Source organism: Pseudomonas sp. B21-023, from assembly GCF_024749165.1.
Lineage (GTDB): Bacteria > Pseudomonadota > Gammaproteobacteria > Pseudomonadales > Pseudomonadaceae > Aquipseudomonas.
Genome location: NZ_CP087190.1, coordinates 1,604,244 through 1,624,049 on the forward strand (window position 1 = coordinate 1,604,244; position 19,806 = coordinate 1,624,049).

General features: G+C 63.3%; 16 protein-coding genes. 15 read left to right on the top strand and 1 reads right to left on the bottom strand.

Annotated elements, in window-relative coordinates:
• Window positions 1–82: 82 nt before the first annotated feature.
• Complete coding sequence (locus LOY42_RS07260) at window positions 83–337, bottom strand: DUF2790 domain-containing protein (protein WP_139673414.1); 255 nt, start codon at window positions 335–337, stop codon at window positions 83–85.
• A 407-nt stretch (window positions 338–744) separates the two neighbouring features.
• Here LOY42_RS07260 and acs point away from each other — a divergent pair, with 407 nt between their 5' ends.
• The 15 genes from acs to LOY42_RS07335 all read left to right on the top strand — a co-directional run bounded on the left by acs (window position 745) and on the right by LOY42_RS07335 (window position 19,683).
• A complete protein-coding gene (gene acs, locus LOY42_RS07265; protein ID WP_139673411.1) occupies window positions 745–2,706 on the top strand; it encodes an acetate--CoA ligase in 1,962 nt (653 codons plus the stop codon).
• A 544-nt stretch (window positions 2,707–3,250) separates the two neighbouring features.
• Window positions 3,251–4,036: an ABC transporter substrate-binding protein gene (locus LOY42_RS07270; protein WP_139673408.1), complete on the top strand. Its 786-nt coding sequence runs from the start codon at window positions 3,251–3,253 to the stop codon at window positions 4,034–4,036.
• Window positions 4,037–4,127: 91 nt separating this feature from the next.
• Window positions 4,128–4,817 (top strand): ABC transporter permease, encoded by a 690-nt coding sequence (locus tag LOY42_RS07275; protein ID WP_102683094.1) that lies wholly within the window; start codon window positions 4,128–4,130, stop codon window positions 4,815–4,817.
• Complete coding sequence (locus LOY42_RS07280; protein ID WP_102683093.1) at window positions 4,814–5,512, top strand: ABC transporter permease; 699 nt, start codon at window positions 4,814–4,816, stop codon at window positions 5,510–5,512. Before LOY42_RS07275 ends, LOY42_RS07280 begins: the two co-directional genes overlap by 4 nt.
• Before the next feature lie 22 nt (window positions 5,513–5,534).
• Window positions 5,535–6,299 carry an ABC transporter ATP-binding protein gene (locus LOY42_RS07285; RefSeq protein WP_023630946.1) on the top strand — a complete coding sequence of 255 codons (765 nt, stop codon included), beginning with the start codon at window positions 5,535–5,537 and terminating at the stop codon, window positions 6,297–6,299.
• Window positions 6,300–6,400: 101 nt separating this feature from the next.
• Window positions 6,401–7,381 carry a transcriptional regulator ArgR gene (gene argR, locus LOY42_RS07290; protein WP_038706575.1) on the top strand — a complete coding sequence of 327 codons (981 nt, stop codon included), beginning with the start codon at window positions 6,401–6,403 and terminating at the stop codon, window positions 7,379–7,381.
• A gap of 430 nt (window positions 7,382–7,811) precedes the next feature.
• Window positions 7,812–9,032 carry an aspartate aminotransferase family protein gene (locus LOY42_RS07295; RefSeq protein ID WP_139673406.1) on the top strand — a complete coding sequence of 407 codons (1,221 nt, stop codon included), beginning with the start codon at window positions 7,812–7,814 and terminating at the stop codon, window positions 9,030–9,032.
• A gap of 140 nt (window positions 9,033–9,172) precedes the next feature.
• Complete coding sequence (gene aruF, locus LOY42_RS07300; RefSeq protein WP_139673403.1) at window positions 9,173–10,192, top strand: arginine/ornithine succinyltransferase subunit alpha; 1,020 nt, start codon at window positions 9,173–9,175, stop codon at window positions 10,190–10,192.
• Window positions 10,193–10,247: 55 nt separating this feature from the next.
• Window positions 10,248–11,276 carry an arginine N-succinyltransferase gene (gene astA, locus LOY42_RS07305; RefSeq protein WP_102683090.1) on the top strand — a complete coding sequence of 343 codons (1,029 nt, stop codon included), beginning with the start codon at window positions 10,248–10,250 and terminating at the stop codon, window positions 11,274–11,276.
• Window positions 11,277–12,740 carry a succinylglutamate-semialdehyde dehydrogenase gene (astD, locus tag LOY42_RS07310; protein WP_139673400.1) on the top strand — a complete coding sequence of 488 codons (1,464 nt, stop codon included), beginning with the start codon at window positions 11,277–11,279 and terminating at the stop codon, window positions 12,738–12,740.
• 23 nt (window positions 12,741–12,763) lie between these two features.
• The gene (gene astB / locus LOY42_RS07315) at window positions 12,764–14,113 is read left to right on the top strand and encodes an N-succinylarginine dihydrolase (RefSeq protein WP_258600142.1); all 1,350 of its coding nucleotides are present in this window, start codon (window positions 12,764–12,766) and stop codon (window positions 14,111–14,113) included.
• Window positions 14,114–14,127: 14 nt separating this feature from the next.
• On the top strand, window positions 14,128–14,418 hold the full coding sequence (locus LOY42_RS07320) for a hypothetical protein (RefSeq protein ID WP_011534960.1): 291 nt from the start codon (window positions 14,128–14,130) through the stop codon (window positions 14,416–14,418).
• Window positions 14,419–14,428: 10 nt separating this feature from the next.
• On the top strand, window positions 14,429–15,436 hold the full coding sequence (gene astE, locus LOY42_RS07325; protein WP_139673394.1) for a succinylglutamate desuccinylase: 1,008 nt from the start codon (window positions 14,429–14,431) through the stop codon (window positions 15,434–15,436).
• A 303-nt stretch (window positions 15,437–15,739) separates the two neighbouring features.
• The gene (alaS, locus tag LOY42_RS07330; protein ID WP_177486059.1) at window positions 15,740–18,364 is read left to right on the top strand and encodes an alanine--tRNA ligase; all 2,625 of its coding nucleotides are present in this window, start codon (window positions 15,740–15,742) and stop codon (window positions 18,362–18,364) included.
• Between the two features lie 83 nt (window positions 18,365–18,447).
• Complete coding sequence (locus LOY42_RS07335) at window positions 18,448–19,683, top strand: aspartate kinase (protein WP_028691060.1); 1,236 nt, start codon at window positions 18,448–18,450, stop codon at window positions 19,681–19,683.
• Window positions 19,684–19,806: the final 123 nt, after the last annotated feature.

The window sequence follows — 19,806 nt, forward strand, 5'->3', positions numbered from 1 at the left end:
GCTGAAATTGATCGCAGGGCAAGCCCGCTCCCACGAATGCAAAAGTGGTGGGAGGGGCTTGCCTCGCGATAAGCCTATGGCCTCAGCCGTTGGAGCAACCGTTGCCCATCACGCGGTATTCGAGAATGTGCTTCTGGCCCTGGGAGTCCTCATAGGTCATGCGCGCAGGCACCACTTCGCAGACGTTCGGCACTTCGCTCATGGAGATGACGCGGGCGATGTCCAGGTGCTGCGAATAACTGTACTGTTCAACCGGAATCTGCTCGACATCTTTTGCTTCGCCGGCCAGTGCCGCGCCGCAAAGACCGCCAAGTACCAATACCAGTAAAGCTTTCATTTTCAATTTACCTGTCTAAGGTCGTGAGGGGGCGCGCGGCGCTTGTGGCGCCGCGAGTGCAACTAAGTTTCAACTATCAGGATGAGGTGCGGATTAACGTTGCCTTCGTGGGGGCTGTTTCCAAGTTAATCGCTTTGCCGTTGCTGGCGAGGTGAATTCTAGGAGGGTGGCCAGGGCTGAAACAGAGCGGGTTTTGATAAAGTCTTTTGACAGAATCTGTAACAATCCCTGGCAAAGCGCTGCCGTTTCCCGTCTGCGATGGCTGGATGCCATGTACTAGAGCGGTCGCTGCACATTCGTGGATTGACGGTCCGTCGCGTTACTACCAACGTCGAATGGTCTTTGTCGCTCTGGTACAGTTACAAACGCTTCCATACAAAAACAACTATTACACCGAGGTAACACAGATGAGTGCGGCTCCACTGTATCCCGTTCGTCCCGAGGTTGCGGCCAGTACCCTGACCGACGAGGCCACCTACAAGGCCATGTACCAGCAATCGGTGATCAACCCGGACGGCTTCTGGCGTGAGCAGGCCCAGCGTCTGGACTGGATCAAGCCCTTCACCAAGGTCAAGCAGACCTCGTTCGACGACCACCATGTCGATATCAAATGGTTTGCCGACGGCACTCTGAACGTCTCCTACAACTGCCTGGACCGCCACCTCGAAGAGCGCGGCGACCAACTGGCGATCATCTGGGAAGGCGACGACCCTTCCGAGCATCGCAACATCACCTACCGTGAGCTCCACGAGCAGGTCTGCAAATTCGCCAACGCCCTGCGTGGCCAGGACGTGCACCGCGGTGACGTGGTCACCATCTACATGCCGATGATCCCCGAGGCCGTGGTCGCCATGCTGGCCTGCGCGCGCATTGGCGCGATCCATTCGGTGGTGTTCGGCGGCTTCTCGCCCGAGGCACTGGCCGGTCGGATCATCGACTGCAAGTCCAAGGTGGTGATCACCGCCGACGAAGGCCTGCGTGGTGGCCGCCGTACCCCGCTCAAGGCCAACGTCGACCTGGCCTTGACCAACCCTGAAACCAGCAGCGTGCAAAAGATCATCGTGTGCAAGCGCACCGGTGGCGACATCGCCTGGCACCAGCACCGCGACATCTGGTACGAAGACCTGATGAAGGTCGCCTCCAGCCACTGTGCGCCGAAAGAAATGGGTGCCGAGGAGGCGTTGTTCATCCTCTATACCTCTGGATCCACCGGCAAGCCCAAGGGTGTGCTGCACACTACCGGTGGCTACCTGGTGTATGCCGCGCTGACCCACGAGCGCGTGTTCGACTACCGTCCGGGCGAAGTGTACTGGTGCACCGCCGACGTGGGCTGGGTCACCGGCCACAGCTACATCGTCTATGGCCCGCTGGCCAATGGTGCGACCACGCTGCTGTTCGAAGGCGTGCCGAACTACCCGGACATCACCCGCGTGTCGAAGATCGTCGACAAGCACAAGGTCAACATCCTCTACACCGCGCCGACCGCCATCCGCGCCATGATGGCCGAGGGCGAGGCGGCGGTCGCCGGCGCCGATGGCTCCAGCCTGCGCCTGCTGGGTTCGGTGGGCGAGCCGATCAACCCTGAAGCCTGGAACTGGTACTACAAGACTGTCGGCAAGGAGCGTTGCCCGATCGTCGACACCTGGTGGCAGACCGAGACCGGCGGTATCCTCATCAGCCCGCTGCCGGGCGCCACGGGGCTCAAACCGGGTTCGGCAACCCGTCCGTTCTTCGGCGTGGTACCGGCGCTGGTTGACAACCTGGGCAACCTGATCGACGGCGCCGCCGAGGGCAACCTGGTGATCCTCGATTCCTGGCCGGGCCAGTCGCGTTCGCTGTACGGTGACCACGACCGCTTCGTCGACACCTACTTCAAGACCTTCCGTGGCATGTACTTCACCGGTGACGGTGCCCGTCGCGACGAGGATGGCTACTACTGGATCACCGGTCGCGTGGACGACGTGCTCAACGTTTCTGGCCACCGCATGGGCACCGCCGAGATCGAAAGCGCGATGGTGGCGCATCCGAAGGTCGCCGAGGCTGCAGTGGTGGGCGTGCCGCACGACATCAAGGGGCAGGGCATCTATGTCTATGTCACCCTCAATGCCGGCGAGGAGTCGAGCGAGCAGCTGCGCCTCGAGCTGAAGAACTGGGTGCGCAAGGAGATCGGCCCGATCGCTTCGCCGGATGTGATCCAGTGGGCGCCGGGGCTGCCCAAGACTCGCTCGGGCAAGATCATGCGCCGCATCCTGCGCAAGATTGCCACTGGCGAGTACGGCGCGCTGGGTGATATCTCCACCCTGGCTGATCCAGGGGTGGTGCAGCACCTGATCGACACCCACAAGGCGATGAGCCTGGCCACCGCCTGAGTAGAGCCATCGCGGCAAGCTCGCCCCTGAATGTCGTGGGAGCGGGCCCCGCAATGAGGCCGCCAGCAAAACCCCGCCCGACACCCGGCGGGGTTTTTGCTTTACTGATGCAAACTGTTACTCCGACATTCATCGGTAACCGTCGCTGTCACCGATTTCGCCCAAATGCGGGGCTTGTGGAAACATCTGTGTGCCAAATGAGTGCATTCTGCGAGCATTTCATGCGGGGGCGCACGCTGCACTTGCCGGAATACAAGGCTTTGCCAATAATGGGCCCGCTTATTGCTTTGGGTATAGGTTATTTCTCTTTTGCTCTTGCATATCTCGCAGGAGCTGTCAATATCGCCCGCCGCGGTTCCTGGCGCTTCTGTAATTAGTTGTCGCTTTGAAGAAATATCGACCTCCGGGCTGTCGCTAGAATGCCACTCACTCGCTCGTGGTCTGCGACCTTGGTCGAAACCTGCGCGGCTCGCGCTGTACCCATTCGCATATCGGGCAGCTGTTACAACTGCCTTGTATTGCCCCGTACCGATGGAGTTACCTGATGAAGAAGCTCGCACTGCTTGGCGCCTTGGCGCTTTCCGTGTTTTCCCTGGTATCGCAGGCCGATGAGAAGCCGTTGAAGATCGGTATCGAGGCGGCCTACCCACCCTTCGCCTTCAAGCAGCCCGATGGCAATCTCGCTGGTTTCGACTACGACATCGGCAACGCCCTGTGCGAACAGATGAAAGCCAAGTGCACCTGGGTCGAGCAGGAATTCGACGGCCTGATCCCGGCACTGAAGGTGCGCAAGATCGACGCCATCCTGTCATCCATGTCGATCACCGACGACCGCAAGAAATCGGTCGACTTCACCAAGCGCTACTACCTGACCCCGGCTCGCCTGGTGATGAAGCAAGGCACTACTGTCAGCGACAGCCTGGCTGAGCTGAAGGGCAAGAAGATCGGTGTGCAGCGTGGCTCGATCCACGACCGTTTCGCCAAGGAAGTCCTGGCCCCGCAAGGCGCCACCGTGGTGCCCTACGGCACCCAGAACGAAATCTACCTGGACGTCGCCGCCGGTCGCCTGGACGGCACCGTGGCCGACGCCACCCTGCTCGAGGACGGCTTCCTGAAGACCGACGCCGGCAAGGGCTTCGCCTTCGTGGGGCCGGCTTTCACCGACACCAAGTACTTCGGTGATGGCGTAGGTATTGCCGTGCGCAAGGGCGACACCGCCAACGCCGAGCGCATCAACGCCGCCATCGACGCGATTCGCGCCAACGGCAAATACAAAGAGATCGAGAAGAAGTACTTCAACTTCGACATCTACGGTCCAGACTCGAAGTAAGCCATCGAGTTTCACCTGTGCAATGGTGCAAACAGCAGAATCTCTGAGGTTTGCACCATTTTTCATTCCCAAGCCCTGAGGAATACGAATCATGTTGAAAGGCTATGGGGCAGTCATCCTCGACGGGGCGTGGCTGACGCTGCAGCTCGCCTTGTCGTCGATGGCCCTGGCCATTGTCCTCGGCCTGATTGGCGTGGCGCTGCGTTTGTCGCCGGTACGCTGGTTGGCCTGGCTGGGGGATCTGTACTCCACGGTGATCCGTGGCATCCCTGACCTGGTCCTGATCCTGCTGATCTTCTATGGCGGCCAGGACATCATCAACCGGGTGGCGCCGCTGCTCGGCTATGACGACTATATTGACCTCAATCCCCTGGTCGCCGGCATCGGCACGCTGGGCTTCATCTTTGGCGCGTACCTGTCGGAAACCTTCCGCGGTGCCTTCCTCGGCATCCCCAAGGGCCAGGCAGAGGCGGGCGCGGCCTATGGCATGAGCGGGGTCCAGGTGTTCTTCCGCATCATGGTGCCGCAGATGATCCGTCTGGCGATCCCGGGCTTCACCAACAACTGGCTGGTGCTGACCAAGGCGACCGCGCTGATTTCGGTGGTCGGCCTGCAGGACATGATGTTCAAGGCCAAGCAGGCGGCGGACGCCACCCGCGAACCCTTCACCTTCTTCCTTGCGGTGGCGGCGTTGTACCTGGTGCTGACCAGTGTCTCGCTGCTGGCGCTGAAGTATCTCGAGAAGCGCTACTCGGTGGGCGTCAAGGCGGTTGAGCTATGATCTTCGACTACAACGTCATCTGGGAAGCCATGCCGCTGTATCTGGGCGGTCTGCTGACCACCCTTAAGCTGCTGGCGTTGTCGCTGCTGTTCGGCTTGCTGGCGGCCATCCCGCTGGGCTTGATGCGCGTCTCGAAACAGCCGCTGGTGAACATGAGCGCCTGGCTTTACACCTACGTGATCCGCGGCACGCCGATGCTGGTACAGCTGTTCCTGATCTACTACGGCCTGGCCCAGTTCGAGGCGGTGCGCGAGAGCTTCCTGTGGCCGTGGCTGTCCAGCGCGACCTTCTGCGCCTGTCTGGCCTTCGCCGTCAATACCAGCGCCTACACCGCCGAGATCATTGCCGGTAGCCTCAAGGCCACGCCCCACGGCGAGATCGAGGCGGCCAAGGCTATCGGCATGTCGCGCATGAAGATGTACCGCCGCATCCTGCTGCCGTCCGCGCTGCGCCGGGCGCTGCCGCAGTACAGCAACGAAGTGATCATGATGCTGCAGACCACCAGCCTGGCGTCGATCGTCACCCTGATCGACATCACCGGTGCCGCGCGCACGGTCAACGCCCAGTACTACCTGCCTTTCGAGGCCTACATCACGGCGGGCGTGTTCTACCTGTGCCTGACCTTCATCCTCGTGCGCCTGTTCAAGATGGCCGAACGCCGCTGGCTCGGTTACCTGGCGCCGCGCAAGCACTGACCGCTCTGTGAGATCCGACAGTATGTACAAACTCCAAATCCAAGACCTGCACAAGCGCTACGGCAGCCATGAGGTGCTCAAGGGCGTCTCCCTCGAAGCCAAGGCAGGCGACGTGATCAGCATCATCGGCTCCAGCGGTTCGGGCAAATCGACCTTCCTGCGTTGCATCAACCTGCTCGAGCAGCCGCACGCGGGCAAGATCCTGCTCAACAACGAAGAGCTCAAGCTGGTTGCCGGCAAGGACGGCGCGCTCAAGGCCGCCGATCCGAAGCAGCTGCAACGCATGCGTTCGCGCCTGTCGATGGTGTTCCAGCACTTCAACCTGTGGTCGCACATGACTGCGCTGGAAAACGTCATCGAGGCACCGGTGCACGTGCTGGGCGTCAACAAGAAGGAAGCGCTGGAGAAGGCCGAGCACTACCTGGCCAAGGTCGGTGTGTCCCACCGCAAGGACGCTTTCCCCGGGCACATGTCCGGTGGCGAGCAGCAGCGTGTGGCCATTGCCCGCGCCCTGGCCATGGAGCCGGAGGTGATGCTGTTCGACGAGCCGACTTCGGCGCTGGATCCGGAGCTGGTGGGCGATGTGCTCAAGGTCATGCAATCGCTGGCCCAGGAAGGCCGTACCATGGTCGTGGTCACCCATGAGATGGGCTTTGCCCGCGAGGTTTCCAACCAGCTGGTGTTCCTGCACAAGGGCCTGGTGGAAGAGCGGGGCTGCCCGCGTGAAGTGCTGGTCAATCCGCAGTCGGAGCGCCTCAAGCAGTTCCTTTCCGGCAGCCTGAAGTAAAGGCTGCACTTTGCACCATGATGGGGCATGCTGCGCAACGCACGCAGCATGCCACGGCGCCACAAGCGCGACCCTCCTTTTCAGGTTTCGGACCACGCCCTATGACCACCCAGCGAATCGGATTTCTCATCTGGCCCAGCACCAAGCCGCTGACCCTGGCGCTGGCCGAAGAGGTGTTGCAGGTGGCCCAGCGGGTGCATCCGGACGTGGTCTATACAATGTCCTTCTTGCAGGCCGAGGCCGGGCAGGAGGGCGCTTGGCGCCTGCCGGGCGAAGCGTGGGCCGGCCGCCTGGAGGGCTATCACAAGCTGTTCCTGCTGGCTGATGAACCGCCGGCGGCGATCGGTTCGGCATTGTCCGCCGCGCTCAAGCAGTTGGCGCGCAGCGGTTGCATGATCGGCGGCTTGTCTGCCGGGGTGTACCCGCTGGCCGCCTTGGGCCTGCTTGACGGCTACCGCGCTGCGGTGCACTGGCGCTGGCAGGATGATTTCGCCGAACGTTTCCCCAAGGTGATCGCCACCAGTCACCTGTTCGACTGGGATCGCGATCGCCTGACCGCCTGCGGCGGCATGGCGGTGACCGACCTGCTGCTGGCGGTGCTCGCTCGGGACCACGGGGCGGAACTGGCCGGTGCGGTGTCGGAAGAACTGGTGGTCGAGCGCATTCGCGAAGGTGGCGAGCGCCAGCGTATTCCACTGCAGAACCGCCTGGGCTCCAGCCACCCCAAGCTCACCCAGGCGGTGCTGCTGATGGAGGCCAACATCGAAGAGCCGCTGACCACCGACGAAATCGCCCAGCACGTATGCGTTTCCCGCCGCCAGCTGGAGCGTATCTTCAAGCAGTACCTTAATCGCGTGCCCAGCCAGTACTACTTGGAGCTGCGCCTGAACAAGGCGCGGCAGATGCTGATGCAGACCAGCAAGTCGATCATCCAGATCGGCCTGTCCTGCGGGTTCTCCTCCGGGCCGCATTTCTCCAGCGCGTATCGCAATTTCTTTGGTGCCACGCCGCGCGAAGACCGTAACCAGCGACGTAACAGCAGCCCGTTCGAGCTGAGTTCGGCACCGGCCGAGCGCGGCTGAGATTTCATTGGGGCTGCTCCGCAGCCCATCGCCGGCAAGCCGGCTCCCACCGGTGCGTGTAGGTCTTGGGGGTGATGTGTTCGGGTGTGACCTTATCGCTGGTAACCCAGCACTCATACGGATGGCACCTGGCTTAAGGGTGGCGCGGTCGGGGTGGGAGCCGGCTTGCCGGCGATGGGCGCGCAGCGGCCCTTTCTTCTGAAGTGAACAACCGTTCTCCCAATTTGCGCTGCCATCTCCCCGCGACCTTGTCCTGCCGTTACACTGCGCGATTGCGACACTGTTTGTCGCATTGCCGAAAACCGCGTGAAAACTCGGTTTGGCGCTGTAACAAGTTGTCGCCTGGCAGCAAGGACAGGCGCCGATCAGTCCTTACAATCCCTTCATCGCTCGCCACTTCCAGGCCAGCGTTCCTCTTCAGGAGACTCAGATGTCCGTTGAGCAAGCCCCGGTGCAACGTGCCGATTTCGACCAGGTCATGGTCCCCAACTACTCCCCGGCGGCCTTCATTCCTGTGCGAGGCGAGGGTTCCCGAGTATGGGACCAGTCCGGGCGCGAGCTGATCGATTTTGCTGGCGGCATCGCGGTCAACGCTCTGGGTCACTGCCATCCGGCGCTGGTCAAGGCGCTGACCGAGCAGGCCAATACCCTCTGGCATGTCTCCAACGTGTTCACCAACGAGCCGGCTTTGCGCCTGGCGCACAAGCTGGTGGATGCGACCTTTGCCGAGCGCGCGTTCTTCTGCAACTCCGGCGCCGAAGCCAACGAGGCCGCCTTCAAGCTGGCCCGCCGTGTCGCCCATGATCGCTTCGGTCCCGAGAAGCACGAAATCATCGCCACTGTGAACAGCTTCCACGGTCGCACCCTGTTCACCGTCAGCGTCGGTGGACAGCCCAAGTATTCCGACGGCTTCGGCCCGAAGATCACCGGCATCAGCCATGTGCCGTACAACGACCTGGAAGCGTTGAAGGCGCAGATCTCCGACAAGACCTGCGCCGTGGTCATCGAGCCGATCCAGGGCGAGAGCGGTGTGGTGCCGGCCGACAAGGCCTACCTGGAAGGCGCGCGCAAGCTGTGCGACGAACACAACGCGCTGCTGATCTTCGATGAAGTGCAGACCGGCGTCGGTCGCACCGGCTCGCTGTATGCCTATCAGCACTACGGCGTCACCCCGGATATTCTGACCAGTGCCAAGAGTCTGGGCGGCGGCTTCCCGATCGGTGCCATGCTGACCACCAGCGACCTGGCCAAGCATCTGGCCGTCGGCACCCACGGCACCACCTACGGCGGCAACCCGCTGGGCTGTGCCGTGGCCTGCGCCGTGCTGGATGTGGTCAATACCCCGCAGACGCTGGCCGGCATCAAGGCCAAGCACGAACGCTTCAAGACCCGCCTGGAGAAGATCGGCCAGGAAACCGGCCTGTTCACCCTGGTGCGCGGTGTCGGCCTGCTGATCGGCTGTGTGCTCAGTGACGCCTGGAAGGGCAAGGCCAAGGACATCCTCAACGCCGCCGAGAAGGAAGGCGTGATGGTCCTGCAGGCAGGTCCCGATGTCGTGCGCTTCGCCCCGAGCCTGGTGGTCGAGGACCGCGATATCGATGAAGGCCTGGAGCGCTTCGAGCGCGCTGTGCGCAAACTGACCCAGGGCTGATCCTGCGGTGCTGTTGCCGGCCTCGAGCGAGGCCGGTGATACCTGATTCCAGTGCGGGCACCTGCTTGCAGGTAGTGGCGCGTGCCCGCCGTTTTTTCGTGCCGAGGTGATCGGCCCGCTTTCCCGAAAGGAGTGACACCATGCTGGTGATGCGCCCCGCGCAAATGGCTGATCTGAACGAAGTGCAGCGCATGGCTGCCGACAGCCCCATTGGTGTCACCTCGCTGCCGGACGACGCTGGGCGTCTGGGCGACAAGATCGCCGCGTCGGAAACCTCTTTTGCCGCCGAGGTCAGCTTCAACGGCGAGGAGAGCTACTTCTTCGTGCTCGAGGACAGCGCCACCGGCAAGCTGGTCGGCTGCTCGGCCATCGTCGCCTCGGCCGGCTACTCCGAGCCGTTCTACAGCTTCCGCAACGAGACCTTCGTGCACGCCTCCCGCGAGCTGAAGATCCACAACAAGATCCACGTCCTGTCGCTGTGCCACGACCTTACCGGCAACAGCCTGCTGACCAGCTTCTACGTGGTGCCAGAGCTGGTGACCAGCGCCTTCGCCGAGCTCAACTCGCGTGGTCGCCTGCTGTTCATGGCCTCGCACCCGGAGCGCTTCGCCGAGTCGGTGGTGACCGAGATCGTCGGTTACAGCGACGAGCAGGGCGAGTCACCGTTCTGGGACGCCATCGGCCGCAACTTCTTCGACCTCAATTACGCCGATGCCGAGCGCCTGTGTGGCCTGAAGAGCCGCACTTTCCTCGCCGAACTGATGCCGCACTACCCGATCTATGTGCCGCTGTTGCCGGACGCCGCGCAGGAAGCCATGGGCCAGGTGCACCCGCGGGCGCAGATCACCTTCGACATCCTCATGCGCGAAGGCTTCGAGACCGAGCACTACATCGACATCTTTGACGGCGGCCCGACCCTGCATGCCCGTGCCTCGGGCATACGCTCCATCGCCCAGAGCCGGGTGGTGCCGGTCAAGCTCGACGAGTCGCCGGTCAAGGGCGGCCGTCCGTACCTGGTGTGCAACGGCCAGTTGCAGGATTACCGCGCCGTGCTGCTGGAACTGGACTGGGTTCCGGGTAAGCCGGTCAACCTCAGCGGCGAAGCCGCCGAGGCCCTGGGTGTCGGCGAAGGCGCCAGCGTGCGCCTGGTCGCGGTCTGAAACGCCGCAACAGAGAGTTTCGCGGCAGGCACAGACCGCCGCACAAGGAGATAGCATGATCGTTCGTCCTGTACGCAGCAGCGATTTACCCGCGCTGATCGAGTTGGCCCGCAGTACCGGCACCACCGGGCTGACCACCCTGCCTGCCAACGAGGATCGCCTCGGCCAGCGGGTCGGTTGGGCGGAAAAGAGCTTCCGCGGCGAAGCCGAGCGCGGCGACACCGACTACTTGTTCGTGCTGGAGAACGACGAGGGCCTGGTGGTCGGCATCAGCGCCATCGCCGGCGCCGTCGGCCTGCGCGAGCCCTGGTACAACTACCGGGTCGGCCTGACCGTCAGTGCCTCCCAGGAATTGAACATCTACCGCGAGATTCCCACGCTGTTCCTGGCCAACGACCTGACCGGCAACTCCGAGTTGTGTTCGCTGTTCCTGCGCAGTGATTACCGCAGCGGGCTCAATGGCCGTCTACTGTCCAAGGCGCGCATGCTGTTCATCGCCGAGTTCCCGCAGCTGTTCGGCAACAAGATCATCGCCGAGATGCGCGGTATGTCCGATGAGGTAGGCCGTTCGCCATTCTGGGAAAGCCTGGGCCGGCACTTCTTCAAGATGGAGTTCAGCCAGGCCGATTACCTCACCGGCGTGGGCAACAAGTCGTTCATCGCCGAGCTGATGCCCAAGTTCCCGCTGTACACCTGCTTCCTCTCGGAAGCGGCGCGCAACGTCATCGGCCGCGTGCACACCGACACCGAGCCGGCGCTGGCCATGCTCAAGCGCGAAGGCTTCAACTACCAGGGCTACGTCGACATCTTCGACGCAGGCCCCGCCATCGAGTGCGAGACCTCGAAGATCCGCGCCGTGCGTGACAGCGAGACCCTGGTGCTGGCCGTTGGTACACCAGGCGACGACGCCACCCCTTTCATCATCCACAACCGCAAGCGCGAAGACTGCCGCATCACGGCCGCGCCGGCGCGCCTGGCCGCAGGCACCCTGGTGGTCGATCCGCAGACCGCCAAACGCCTGCGCCTGGGCGCCGGTGACAACGTGCGCGCCGTGCCACTGTCCGCCGGTCGGGAGGCCCAGTAAATGAAGACGCACTACATTGCCGGCCAATGGCTGGCTGGCCAGGGCGAAGCCCTGCAGTCGCTCAACCCCGTCACCCAGGCGGTGATCTGGCAAGGGCAGGGCGCCGATGCTGCACAGGTAGACAATGCCGTGCAGGCTGCCCGTCAGGCGTTCCCCGGCTGGGCGTCGCTGAGCCTGGATGCGCGTATTGGCGTGCTGGAGGCCTTCGCCGAGAAGCTCAAGGCCAATGCCGAGGCGCTGTCGCGCTGCATTGGCGAAGAAACCGGCAAGCCGCTATGGGAATCGGCCACCGAAGTGACCAGCATGGTCAACAAAGTCGCCATTTCGGTGCAGAGCTACCGTGAGCGTACCGGCGAGAAGAGCGGCCCGCTGGCCGACGCCACTGCCGTGCTGCGCCACAAGCCCCATGGCGTGGTGGCGGTGTTTGGCCCGTACAACTTCCCCGGTCATTTGCCCAACGGCCATATCGTTCCGGCGCTGCTGGCCGGCAACTGCGTGGTGTTCAAACCCAGCGAGCTGACCCCCAAGGTTGCCGAGCTGACGGTCAAGTGCTGGATTGAGGCTGGGTTGCCGGCTGGCGTGCTCAACCTGATCCAGGGCGCCCGTGAAACTGGCGCGGCGCTGGCCGGAAATCCTGGTATCGACGGTCTGTTCTTCACCGGCTCCAGCCGTACCGGCAACCTGCTGCACCAGCAGTTCGCCGGCCGCCCGGACAAGATCCTGGCCCTGGAGATGGGCGGCAACAACCCGCTGCTGGTCGACGAGGTCAAGGACTTGGACGCGGCGGTGTACACCATCATCCAGTCGGCCTTCATCTCCGCCGGCCAGCGTTGCACCTGTGCCCGCCGCCTGTTGGTGCCGCAGGGCGCCTGGGGCGACGCGCTGATCCAGCGCCTGGTCGAGGTGAGCCGCAGCATCAGTGTCGGCGCATTCGACCAGCAGCCCGCGCCGTTCATGGGTTCGGTGATTTCGCTGCAGGCGGCTCGCGCCCTGCTGGCGGCCCAGGCCGAACTGCTCGGCAAGGGCGCAGTGGCGCTGCTGGAGATGACCCAGCCGCAGGCTGACGCCGCCTTGCTTACCCCCGGCATCATCGATGTCACTGCGGTGGCCGGGCGCCCGGACGAGGAGTTCTTCGGCCCATTGCTGCAGGTGATCCGTTACACCGATTTCGATGCGGCAATCGAGGAAGCCAACAATACCCAGTACGGCCTGGCTGCTGGCCTGTTATCGGATTCCAACGCCCGCTACCAGCACTTCTGGCTGCGCAGTCGCGCCGGCATCGTCAACTGGAACAAGCAACTGACCGGCGCCGCCAGCAGCGCGCCGTTCGGTGGCGTCGGTGCCAGTGGCAACCACCGCGCCAGCGCCTACTACGCGGCGGACTACTGCGCCTACCCCGTGGCTTCGCTGGAGACCGCGAATCTCGTACTGCCGGCGACCCTGACGCCGGGCGTCACCCTATAACAACAGGTCTCGGAGCCTTGCCGATGAAATCCTTTGAAGTGAATTTTGATGGCCTGGTGGGGCCAACCCACAACTACGGCGGCCTGTCTTACGGCAACGTGGCCTCGCAGAGCAACAGCCAGCAGGGTTCCAACCCGCGCGAGGCGGCGCGCCAGGGCCTGGCGAAGATGAAAGCGCTGATGGAAATGGGCTTCAAGCAGGGCGTGCTGGCCCCGCAGGAGCGCCCGGACGTGGCCGCATTGCGTCGCCTCGGCTTCACCGGCAACGACGCCGAAGTGATCCAGCGTGCCGCCAAGGAGGCCATGCCGCTGCTGGTTGCCAGCTGTTCGGCGTCGAGCATGTGGGTGGCCAACGCCGCCACTGTCAGCCCTAGTGCCGACACTGCGGACGGTCGTGTGCACTTCACCGCCGCCAACCTGAACTGCAAGTACCATCGCAGCATCGAGCACCCGACTACCAGCCGGGTGCTGGACGCCATGTTCAACGATGACAAGCACTTCGCTCACCACCCGGCCTTGCCGGCCGTGGCGCAGTTCGGTGACGAAGGCGCAGCGAACCATACGCGTTTCTGCCGTGCCTATGGCGAAGCGGGTGTCGAGTTCTTCGTCTACGGCCGTAGCGCCTTCGACAGCCGCTACCCAGCGCCGCAGAAGTACCCGGCGCGCCAGACTCTGGAGGCTTCCCAGGCTGTCGCCCGCCTGCATGGGTTGAGCGCTGACGGCGTGGTCTACGCTCAACAGAACCCGGCAGTGATCGACCAGGGCGTGTTCCACAACGACGTGATCTCGGTAGGCAACGGCGAGGTGCTGTTCTACCACGAGGACGCCTTCCTCGAGACCGATGCGGTGCTTGGCCAACTGCAGGCTAAACTGGCCAGCAAGGGTGGCCGCTTCCAGGGTATCTGCGTGCCGCGCGCGGCGGTGACGGTGGAGGACGCGGTGCGTTCCTATCTGTTCAACAGTCAGTTGCTCAGCCGCGAAGACGGCTCGATGCTGTTGGTGGTGCCGGAAGAGTGCCGCAACAACGAGCGCGTCTGGGCGTATCTGGGGCAACTGACCAGCCAGGGCGGCCCGGTGACGGAGGTCAAGGTGTTCGACCTCAAGCAGAGCATGCAGAACGGCGGTGGCCCGGCTTGCCTGCGCTTGCGCGTGGCGTTGAAGGAAAACGAACTAGCAGCGGTCAACCAAGGCGTTATCATGACCGCCCCGCTGTACGACACCCTGGTGCAATGGGTCGACAAGAACTACCGCGATCGCCTCGGCGAGACCGACCTGGCCGACCCGCAGTTGCTGGTGGAATGCCGCACGGCACTGGATGAACTGACCCAGATCCTCAAGCTGGGTTCGGTCTATCCGTTCCAACGCCAACCTTGAAGAGAGAAATTGCAATGTCCGACGCCCTGCGCCTGATCCTGGAAGATGAAGACGGCACCCAGCTGGAAACCTCGTGCACCCGTTTTGCCGTGGTCTGGCAAGGCAAGGAAGTGTGGATCCAGCAGGACGGCCGCGGCCAGCTGCTGATCGGCGTCGATGTCGAGGAAGACGACACCGAGTACGCCAACCTGCTGCTGCGCCCGATGGCCACCAACCTGGTCAGCCTGCAACTGGAAATGGAGCCGGCCGATGTCGCCGGTGACGACGACCACGTCCATGGCCCGGACTGCGGCCACCACCACTAAGGAAGCGCCTATGCTCGCCCTTGGCAAACTGCTTGAGCTGACCCTGACCGATCACGAACCGGCCGAGAAGACCCAAGTGACCACCCGGGGCGTGCGTTTGCGCTGGCTGGGGGAGGGTGCGCTGGAAGTGCGCCCGCCCGAAGGTGAGGATTGCGGGCTCGACCTGCTGCTGTCGGCCGGTATCCATGGCAACGAGACAGCGCCGATCGAGTTGCTCGAAAGGCTGCTGCACGGCGTGGCCAACGGCAAGATCAAGCCGCGTGCGCGGGTGCTGTTCCTGTTCGGCAACCCGGCGGCGATCCGCAAGGGTGAGCGCTTCATCGAGCAGGACATCAACCGCCTGTTCAATGGCCGCCACGAACTCTCCAGTGGCTTCGAGGCATTGCGGGCCGCGGAGCTGGAGCAGTTTGCCCGGGTGTTCTTCAGCAAGCCCGAACGCACCCGCCTGCACTACGACCTGCATACCGCCATTCGTGGGTCCAAGATCGAGCAGTTCGCGCTGTACCCCTACAAGGAGGGGCGCCTGCACTCTCGTCGAGAGCTGGCGCGTCTGGCAGCGGCCGGCATGCAGGCGGTACTGCTGCAGAGCAAGTCGTCGATCACCTTCAGCGCCTTCACCTATGAGCAGCTCGATGCCGAAGCCTTTACCCTGGAGCTCGGCAAGGCACGGCCGTTCGGGCAGAACGAGGAGGTCAATCTCGACAGGCTCGAAGCGCGTCTGATCCAGCTCATCGAAGATACCGAACCGGTAACCGAGCAGTCCCTGGATGGCCTCAAGCTGTTCAGTGTCGCCCGCGAGATCATCAAGCACAGCGACAGTTTCCGCCTGCACCTGCCGGCGGACATCGAGAACTTCTCCGAGCTGAAAAAGGGCGATCTGCTGGCCGAGGATCTAGCCGAGACGCGTTGGGTGGTGGAGGAGGAGGGCGCACGAATCATCTTCCCCAACCCCAAGGTGAAGAACGGGCTGCGCGCCGGCATTCTGATCGTCCCGGATTCGGGGCAACGCCTGGCCTGATTCCCTTAGGCGCGGGGCAAGCCCGCGCCTGCGATTTTGGATCCCTTCGGTGATGAAATTCTTTTAATTCACCAACCTGTTAATTTTCCCTGTCCCGGGACCGTAATTGGCTTGCCAGTAGCGAAACGCTGGCGATAGCATCGCGGTCATGCCGTTTTCAATTGCTTTAGCCCTGCAAGCCGTCCAATCGACGGTTTCTATCGCATAAACACACTGCACCGAGACTGCAGGACCGATATAATGCGGCCCTTTGCCGTCGTTTCGTCGATTCGACGTGTGGCCGCCGTTTCCGTGGAAGAACCTATGAAAAGCGCAGAAATCCGTGAAGCCTTCCTCCGCTTCTTCGAAGAGCAGGGACATACTCGCGTTGCCTCCAGCTCCCTGATCCCGGGCAATGACCCGACCCTGCTGTTCACCAACGCCGGCATGAACCAGTTCAAGGACTGCTTCCTCGGCCAGGAAAAGCGCGCCTACACCCGCGCCGTGAGCAGCCAGAAGTGCGTGCGCGCCGGTGGCAAGCACAACGACCTGGAAAACGTCGGCTACACCGCCCGCCACCATACGTTCTTCGAGATGCTGGGCAACTTCAGCTTCGGCGACTATTTCAAGCGCGATGCCATCACCTTCGCCTGGACCTTCCTGACCTCGGACAAGTGGCTGAACCTGCCCAAGGAAAAGCTGTGGGTCACCGTCTACGCCAGCGACGACGAAGCCTACGACATCTGGACCAAGGAAGTCGGCGTCCCCGCCGAGCGCATGGTGCGCATCGGCGACAACAAGGGCGCCCCATACGCTTCCGACAATTTCTGGACCATGGGCGATACCGGCCCGTGCGGCCCGTGCACCGAGATCTTCTACGACCACGGCGCTGATATCTGGGGCGGCCCACCCGGCTCGCCGGAAGAAGACGGCGATCGCTACATCGAGATCTGGAACAACGTCTTCATGCAGTTCAACCGCACCGCCGATGGTGTGCTGCACCCGCTGCCCGCCCCGTCGGTAGATACTGGCATGGGCCTGGAGCGCATCAGTGCGGTGATGCAGCATGTGCACTCGAACTACGAGATCGACCTGTTCCAGAGCCTGCTGGCCGCCGCCGCCGAAGCCATCGGCTGCAGCAACGACGACCAACCGTCGCTGAAGGTGGTCGCCGACCATATCCGCTCCTGCGGCTTCCTGATTGCCGACGGTGTGTTGCCGTCCAACGAAGGCCGTGGCTACGTGCTGCGCCGCATCATTCGCCGCGCCTGCCGCCACGGCAACAAGCTAGGCGCCAAGGGCAGCTTCTTCCACAAGATCGTCGCCGCCCTGGTCGCCGAGATGGGCGAAGCCTTCGCTGAGCTGAAGAGCCAGCAGGCACACATCGAGCGCGTGCTCAAGACCGAGGAAGAGCAGTTCGCCAAGACCCTCGAGCAGGGCCTGCGTATCCTCGAGCAGGACCTGGCCCAACTGCAGGGCAAGGTCGTCCCGGGCGACGTGGTGTTCAAGCTGTACGACACCTACGGCTTCCCCATGGACCTCACCGCCGACATCGCCCGCGAGCGCGAGCTGACCATCGACGAAGCCGGCTTCGAGCGTGAAATGGAAGCCCAGCGCGAGCGTGCCCGTTCCGCCAGCGCCTTCGGCATGGACTACAACAGCCTGGTCAAGGTCGACACCGCCACCGACTTCCTCGGCTACGACACCACCGAAGGGCAGGGCAAGATCGTCGCCCTGTACAAGGATGGCCAGTCGGTCGACCAGTTGGGCGAAGGTGAGGAGGGTGTGGTCGTGCTCGACCGCACGCCGTTCTATGCCGAGTCCGGTGGCCAGGTCGGCGACAGCGGCTACCTGCAGGCCGGCGCCGCGCGCTTCGACGTGCGCGATACCACCAAGACCGGTGGTGCTTTCCTGCACCACGGCGTGGTCGCCAGCGGTGCTTTGGTCATCGGCTCGCCGGTCGAGGCCAAGGTCGATGCCGAGGTGCAGCACGCCACCTCGCTGAACCACTCGGCCACTCACCTGTTGCACGAAGCGTTGCGCCAGGTGCTGGGCGATCACGTGCAGCAGAAGGGCTCGCTGGTCGACAGCCAGCGCCTGCGTTTCGACTTCAGCCACTTCGAGGCGGTCAAGCCAGAGCAGATCAAGGCCCTGGAAGACATCGTCAACCGCGAAGTGCGCAGGAACACCCCGGTCGAGACCGAGCTGACCGATATCGAAACTGCCAAGGCCAAGGGCGCCATGGCGCTGTTCGGTGAGAAATATGGCGACACCGTGCGCGTGCTGAGCATGGGCGGTGATTTCTCCGTCGAGCTGTGCGGCGGCATCCATGCCAAGCGCACTGGCGATATCAGTCTGTTCAAGATTGTCAGCGAAGGCGGCGTGGCCTCTGGCGTGCGCCGTATCGAAGCGGTCACCGGCGCCGCGGCGCTGGCCTACCTGAACGCTGCCGAAGAGCAGGTCAAGGAAGCCGCGCAGCTGGTCAAGGGCAACCGCGACAACCTGATCGACAAGCTGTCGGCTGTGCTCGAGCGCAACCGCCAGCTGGAAAAGCAGCTCGAGCAGCTGCAGGCCAAGGCCGCCAGCGCCGCCGGGGACGATCTCTCCAACGCGGCCGTTGAGGTCAAGGGTGCCAAGGTCCTCGCCGCCCGCCTGGATGGGCAGGATGGCAAGGCCCTGCTGGCGCTCGTCGATCAGCTGAAGAACAAGCTCGGCCATGCAGTGATCCTGCTGGGCAGTGAGCATGAGGGCAAGGTCGTGCTGGTGGCTGGCGTGACCAAGGACCTCTCCAGCCAACTCAAGGCTGGCGATCTGATGAAACAAGCCGCTGCGGCGGTCGGTGGCAAGGGCGGTGGTCGCCCTGACATGGCCCAGGGTGGTGGCGTCGACGTCGCCGCGCTGGACAAGGCCCTGGCCCTGGCAGTGCCGTTCGCCGAGCAGGGACTTTGAGATGAGGCGGCCGGCGGTCTATTCGCCGGCCGTTTCATGTTGGATTGTTTTTTGGGGCCCTTTAGGGCTGAGGCACCTTTGAAATGGCGTTGATCGTACAGAAATTTGGCGGTACCTCTGTCGGTTCCATCGAGCGGATCGAGCAGGTTGCCGACAAGGTCAAGAAATTCCGCGAGCAAGGCACCGACCTGGTGGTCGTGCTGTCGGCGATGAGCGGGGAAACCAATCGCCTGATCGACCTGGCGAAGCAGATCACCGACAAGCCCGAACCCCGCGAGCTGGACGTGATCGTCTCGACCGGCGAGCAGGTCACCATCGCCCTGCTGTCCATGGCCCTGATGAAGCGCGGCGTGCCGGCGGTGTCCTACACCGGCAACCAGGTGCGCATCCTCACCGACAGCGCCCACAACAAGGCGCGCATCCTGCAGATCGACGACCAGAAGATCCGCGCCGACCTCAAGGCCGGCCGTGTCGTGGTGGTCGCCGGCTTCCAGGGTGTCGATGAGCACGGCAACATCACCACCCTCGGTCGTGGCGGTTCCGACACCACCGGCGTGGCCCTGGCGGCGGCCCTGAAGGCCGACGAGTGCCAGATCTATACCGATGTCGACGGCGTCTACACCACCGACCCGCGTGTCGTGCCCCAGGCCCAGCGCCTGGAGAAGATCACCTTCGAGGAGATGCTGGAAATGGCCAGCCTCGGCTCCAAGGTGCTGCAGATCCGCTCGGTGGAGTTCGCCGGCAAGTACAACGTCCCGCTGCGCGTGCTGCACAGCTTCAAGGAGGGTCCGGGTACCCTCATTACCATCGATGAAGAGGAATCCATGGAACAGCCGATCATTTCCGGTATCGCCTTCAACCGTGATGAGGCCAAGCTGACCATTCGTGGCGTCCCGGACACCCCAGGCGTTGCCTTCAAGATCCTCGGCCCGATCAGCGCCGCGAACATCGAAGTCGATATGATCGTGCAGAACGTCTCGCACGATAACACCACCGACTTCACCTTCACCGTGCACCGCAACGAGTACGAGAAGGCGCTGAGCGTGCTGGAGAACACCGCCCGCGAAATCGGCGCGCGTGAAGTGATCGGCGACACCAAGATCGCCAAGGTGTCCATCGTCGGCGTCGGCATGCGCTCCCACGCGGGTGTCGCCAGCCGCATGTTCGAAGCCCTGGCCAAGGAGAGCATCAACATCCAGATGATCTCCACCTCCGAGATCAAGGTCTCGGTGGTGATCGAAGAGAAGTACCTGGAGCTGGCTGTACGCGCGCTGCATACCGCGTTCGAGCTTGATGCTCCCGCCCGACAGGGTGAGTAAGACGCTGCCTGGAGGGGCGCGGCTTGCCGCGCCCTTCGCGTTTCTGGCCGCTGCTGGTGTCCCTGTCCAGGCGCCTGTGGTGGTCGATTCGGGTCTGCGCCGTCGTCCCCGGCCAGGCCCTGC

Bases quoted from the DNA above. Each gene is read 5' to 3' on its own strand.
- LOY42_RS07260 (WP_139673414.1), bottom strand. From the start codon at position 337: ATGAAAGCTTTACTGGTATTGGTACTTGGCGGTCTTTGCGGCGCGGCA.
- acs (WP_139673411.1), top strand. From the start codon at position 745: ATGAGTGCGGCTCCACTGTATCCCGTTCGTCCCGAGGTTGCGGCCAGT.
- LOY42_RS07270 (WP_139673408.1), top strand. From the start codon at position 3,251: ATGAAGAAGCTCGCACTGCTTGGCGCCTTGGCGCTTTCCGTGTTTTCC.
- LOY42_RS07275 (WP_102683094.1), top strand. From the start codon at position 4,128: ATGTTGAAAGGCTATGGGGCAGTCATCCTCGACGGGGCGTGGCTGACG.
- LOY42_RS07280 (WP_102683093.1), top strand. From the start codon at position 4,814: ATGATCTTCGACTACAACGTCATCTGGGAAGCCATGCCGCTGTATCTG.
- LOY42_RS07285 (WP_023630946.1), top strand. From the start codon at position 5,535: ATGTACAAACTCCAAATCCAAGACCTGCACAAGCGCTACGGCAGCCAT.
- argR (WP_038706575.1), top strand. From the start codon at position 6,401: ATGACCACCCAGCGAATCGGATTTCTCATCTGGCCCAGCACCAAGCCG.
- LOY42_RS07295 (WP_139673406.1), top strand. From the start codon at position 7,812: ATGTCCGTTGAGCAAGCCCCGGTGCAACGTGCCGATTTCGACCAGGTC.
- aruF (WP_139673403.1), top strand. From the start codon at position 9,173: ATGCTGGTGATGCGCCCCGCGCAAATGGCTGATCTGAACGAAGTGCAG.
- astA (WP_102683090.1), top strand. From the start codon at position 10,248: ATGATCGTTCGTCCTGTACGCAGCAGCGATTTACCCGCGCTGATCGAG.
- astD (WP_139673400.1), top strand. From the start codon at position 11,277: ATGAAGACGCACTACATTGCCGGCCAATGGCTGGCTGGCCAGGGCGAA.
- astB (WP_258600142.1), top strand. From the start codon at position 12,764: ATGAAATCCTTTGAAGTGAATTTTGATGGCCTGGTGGGGCCAACCCAC.
- LOY42_RS07320 (WP_011534960.1), top strand. From the start codon at position 14,128: ATGTCCGACGCCCTGCGCCTGATCCTGGAAGATGAAGACGGCACCCAG.
- astE (WP_139673394.1), top strand. From the start codon at position 14,429: ATGCTCGCCCTTGGCAAACTGCTTGAGCTGACCCTGACCGATCACGAA.
- alaS (WP_177486059.1), top strand. From the start codon at position 15,740: ATGAAAAGCGCAGAAATCCGTGAAGCCTTCCTCCGCTTCTTCGAAGAG.
- LOY42_RS07335 (WP_028691060.1), top strand. From the start codon at position 18,448: ATGGCGTTGATCGTACAGAAATTTGGCGGTACCTCTGTCGGTTCCATC.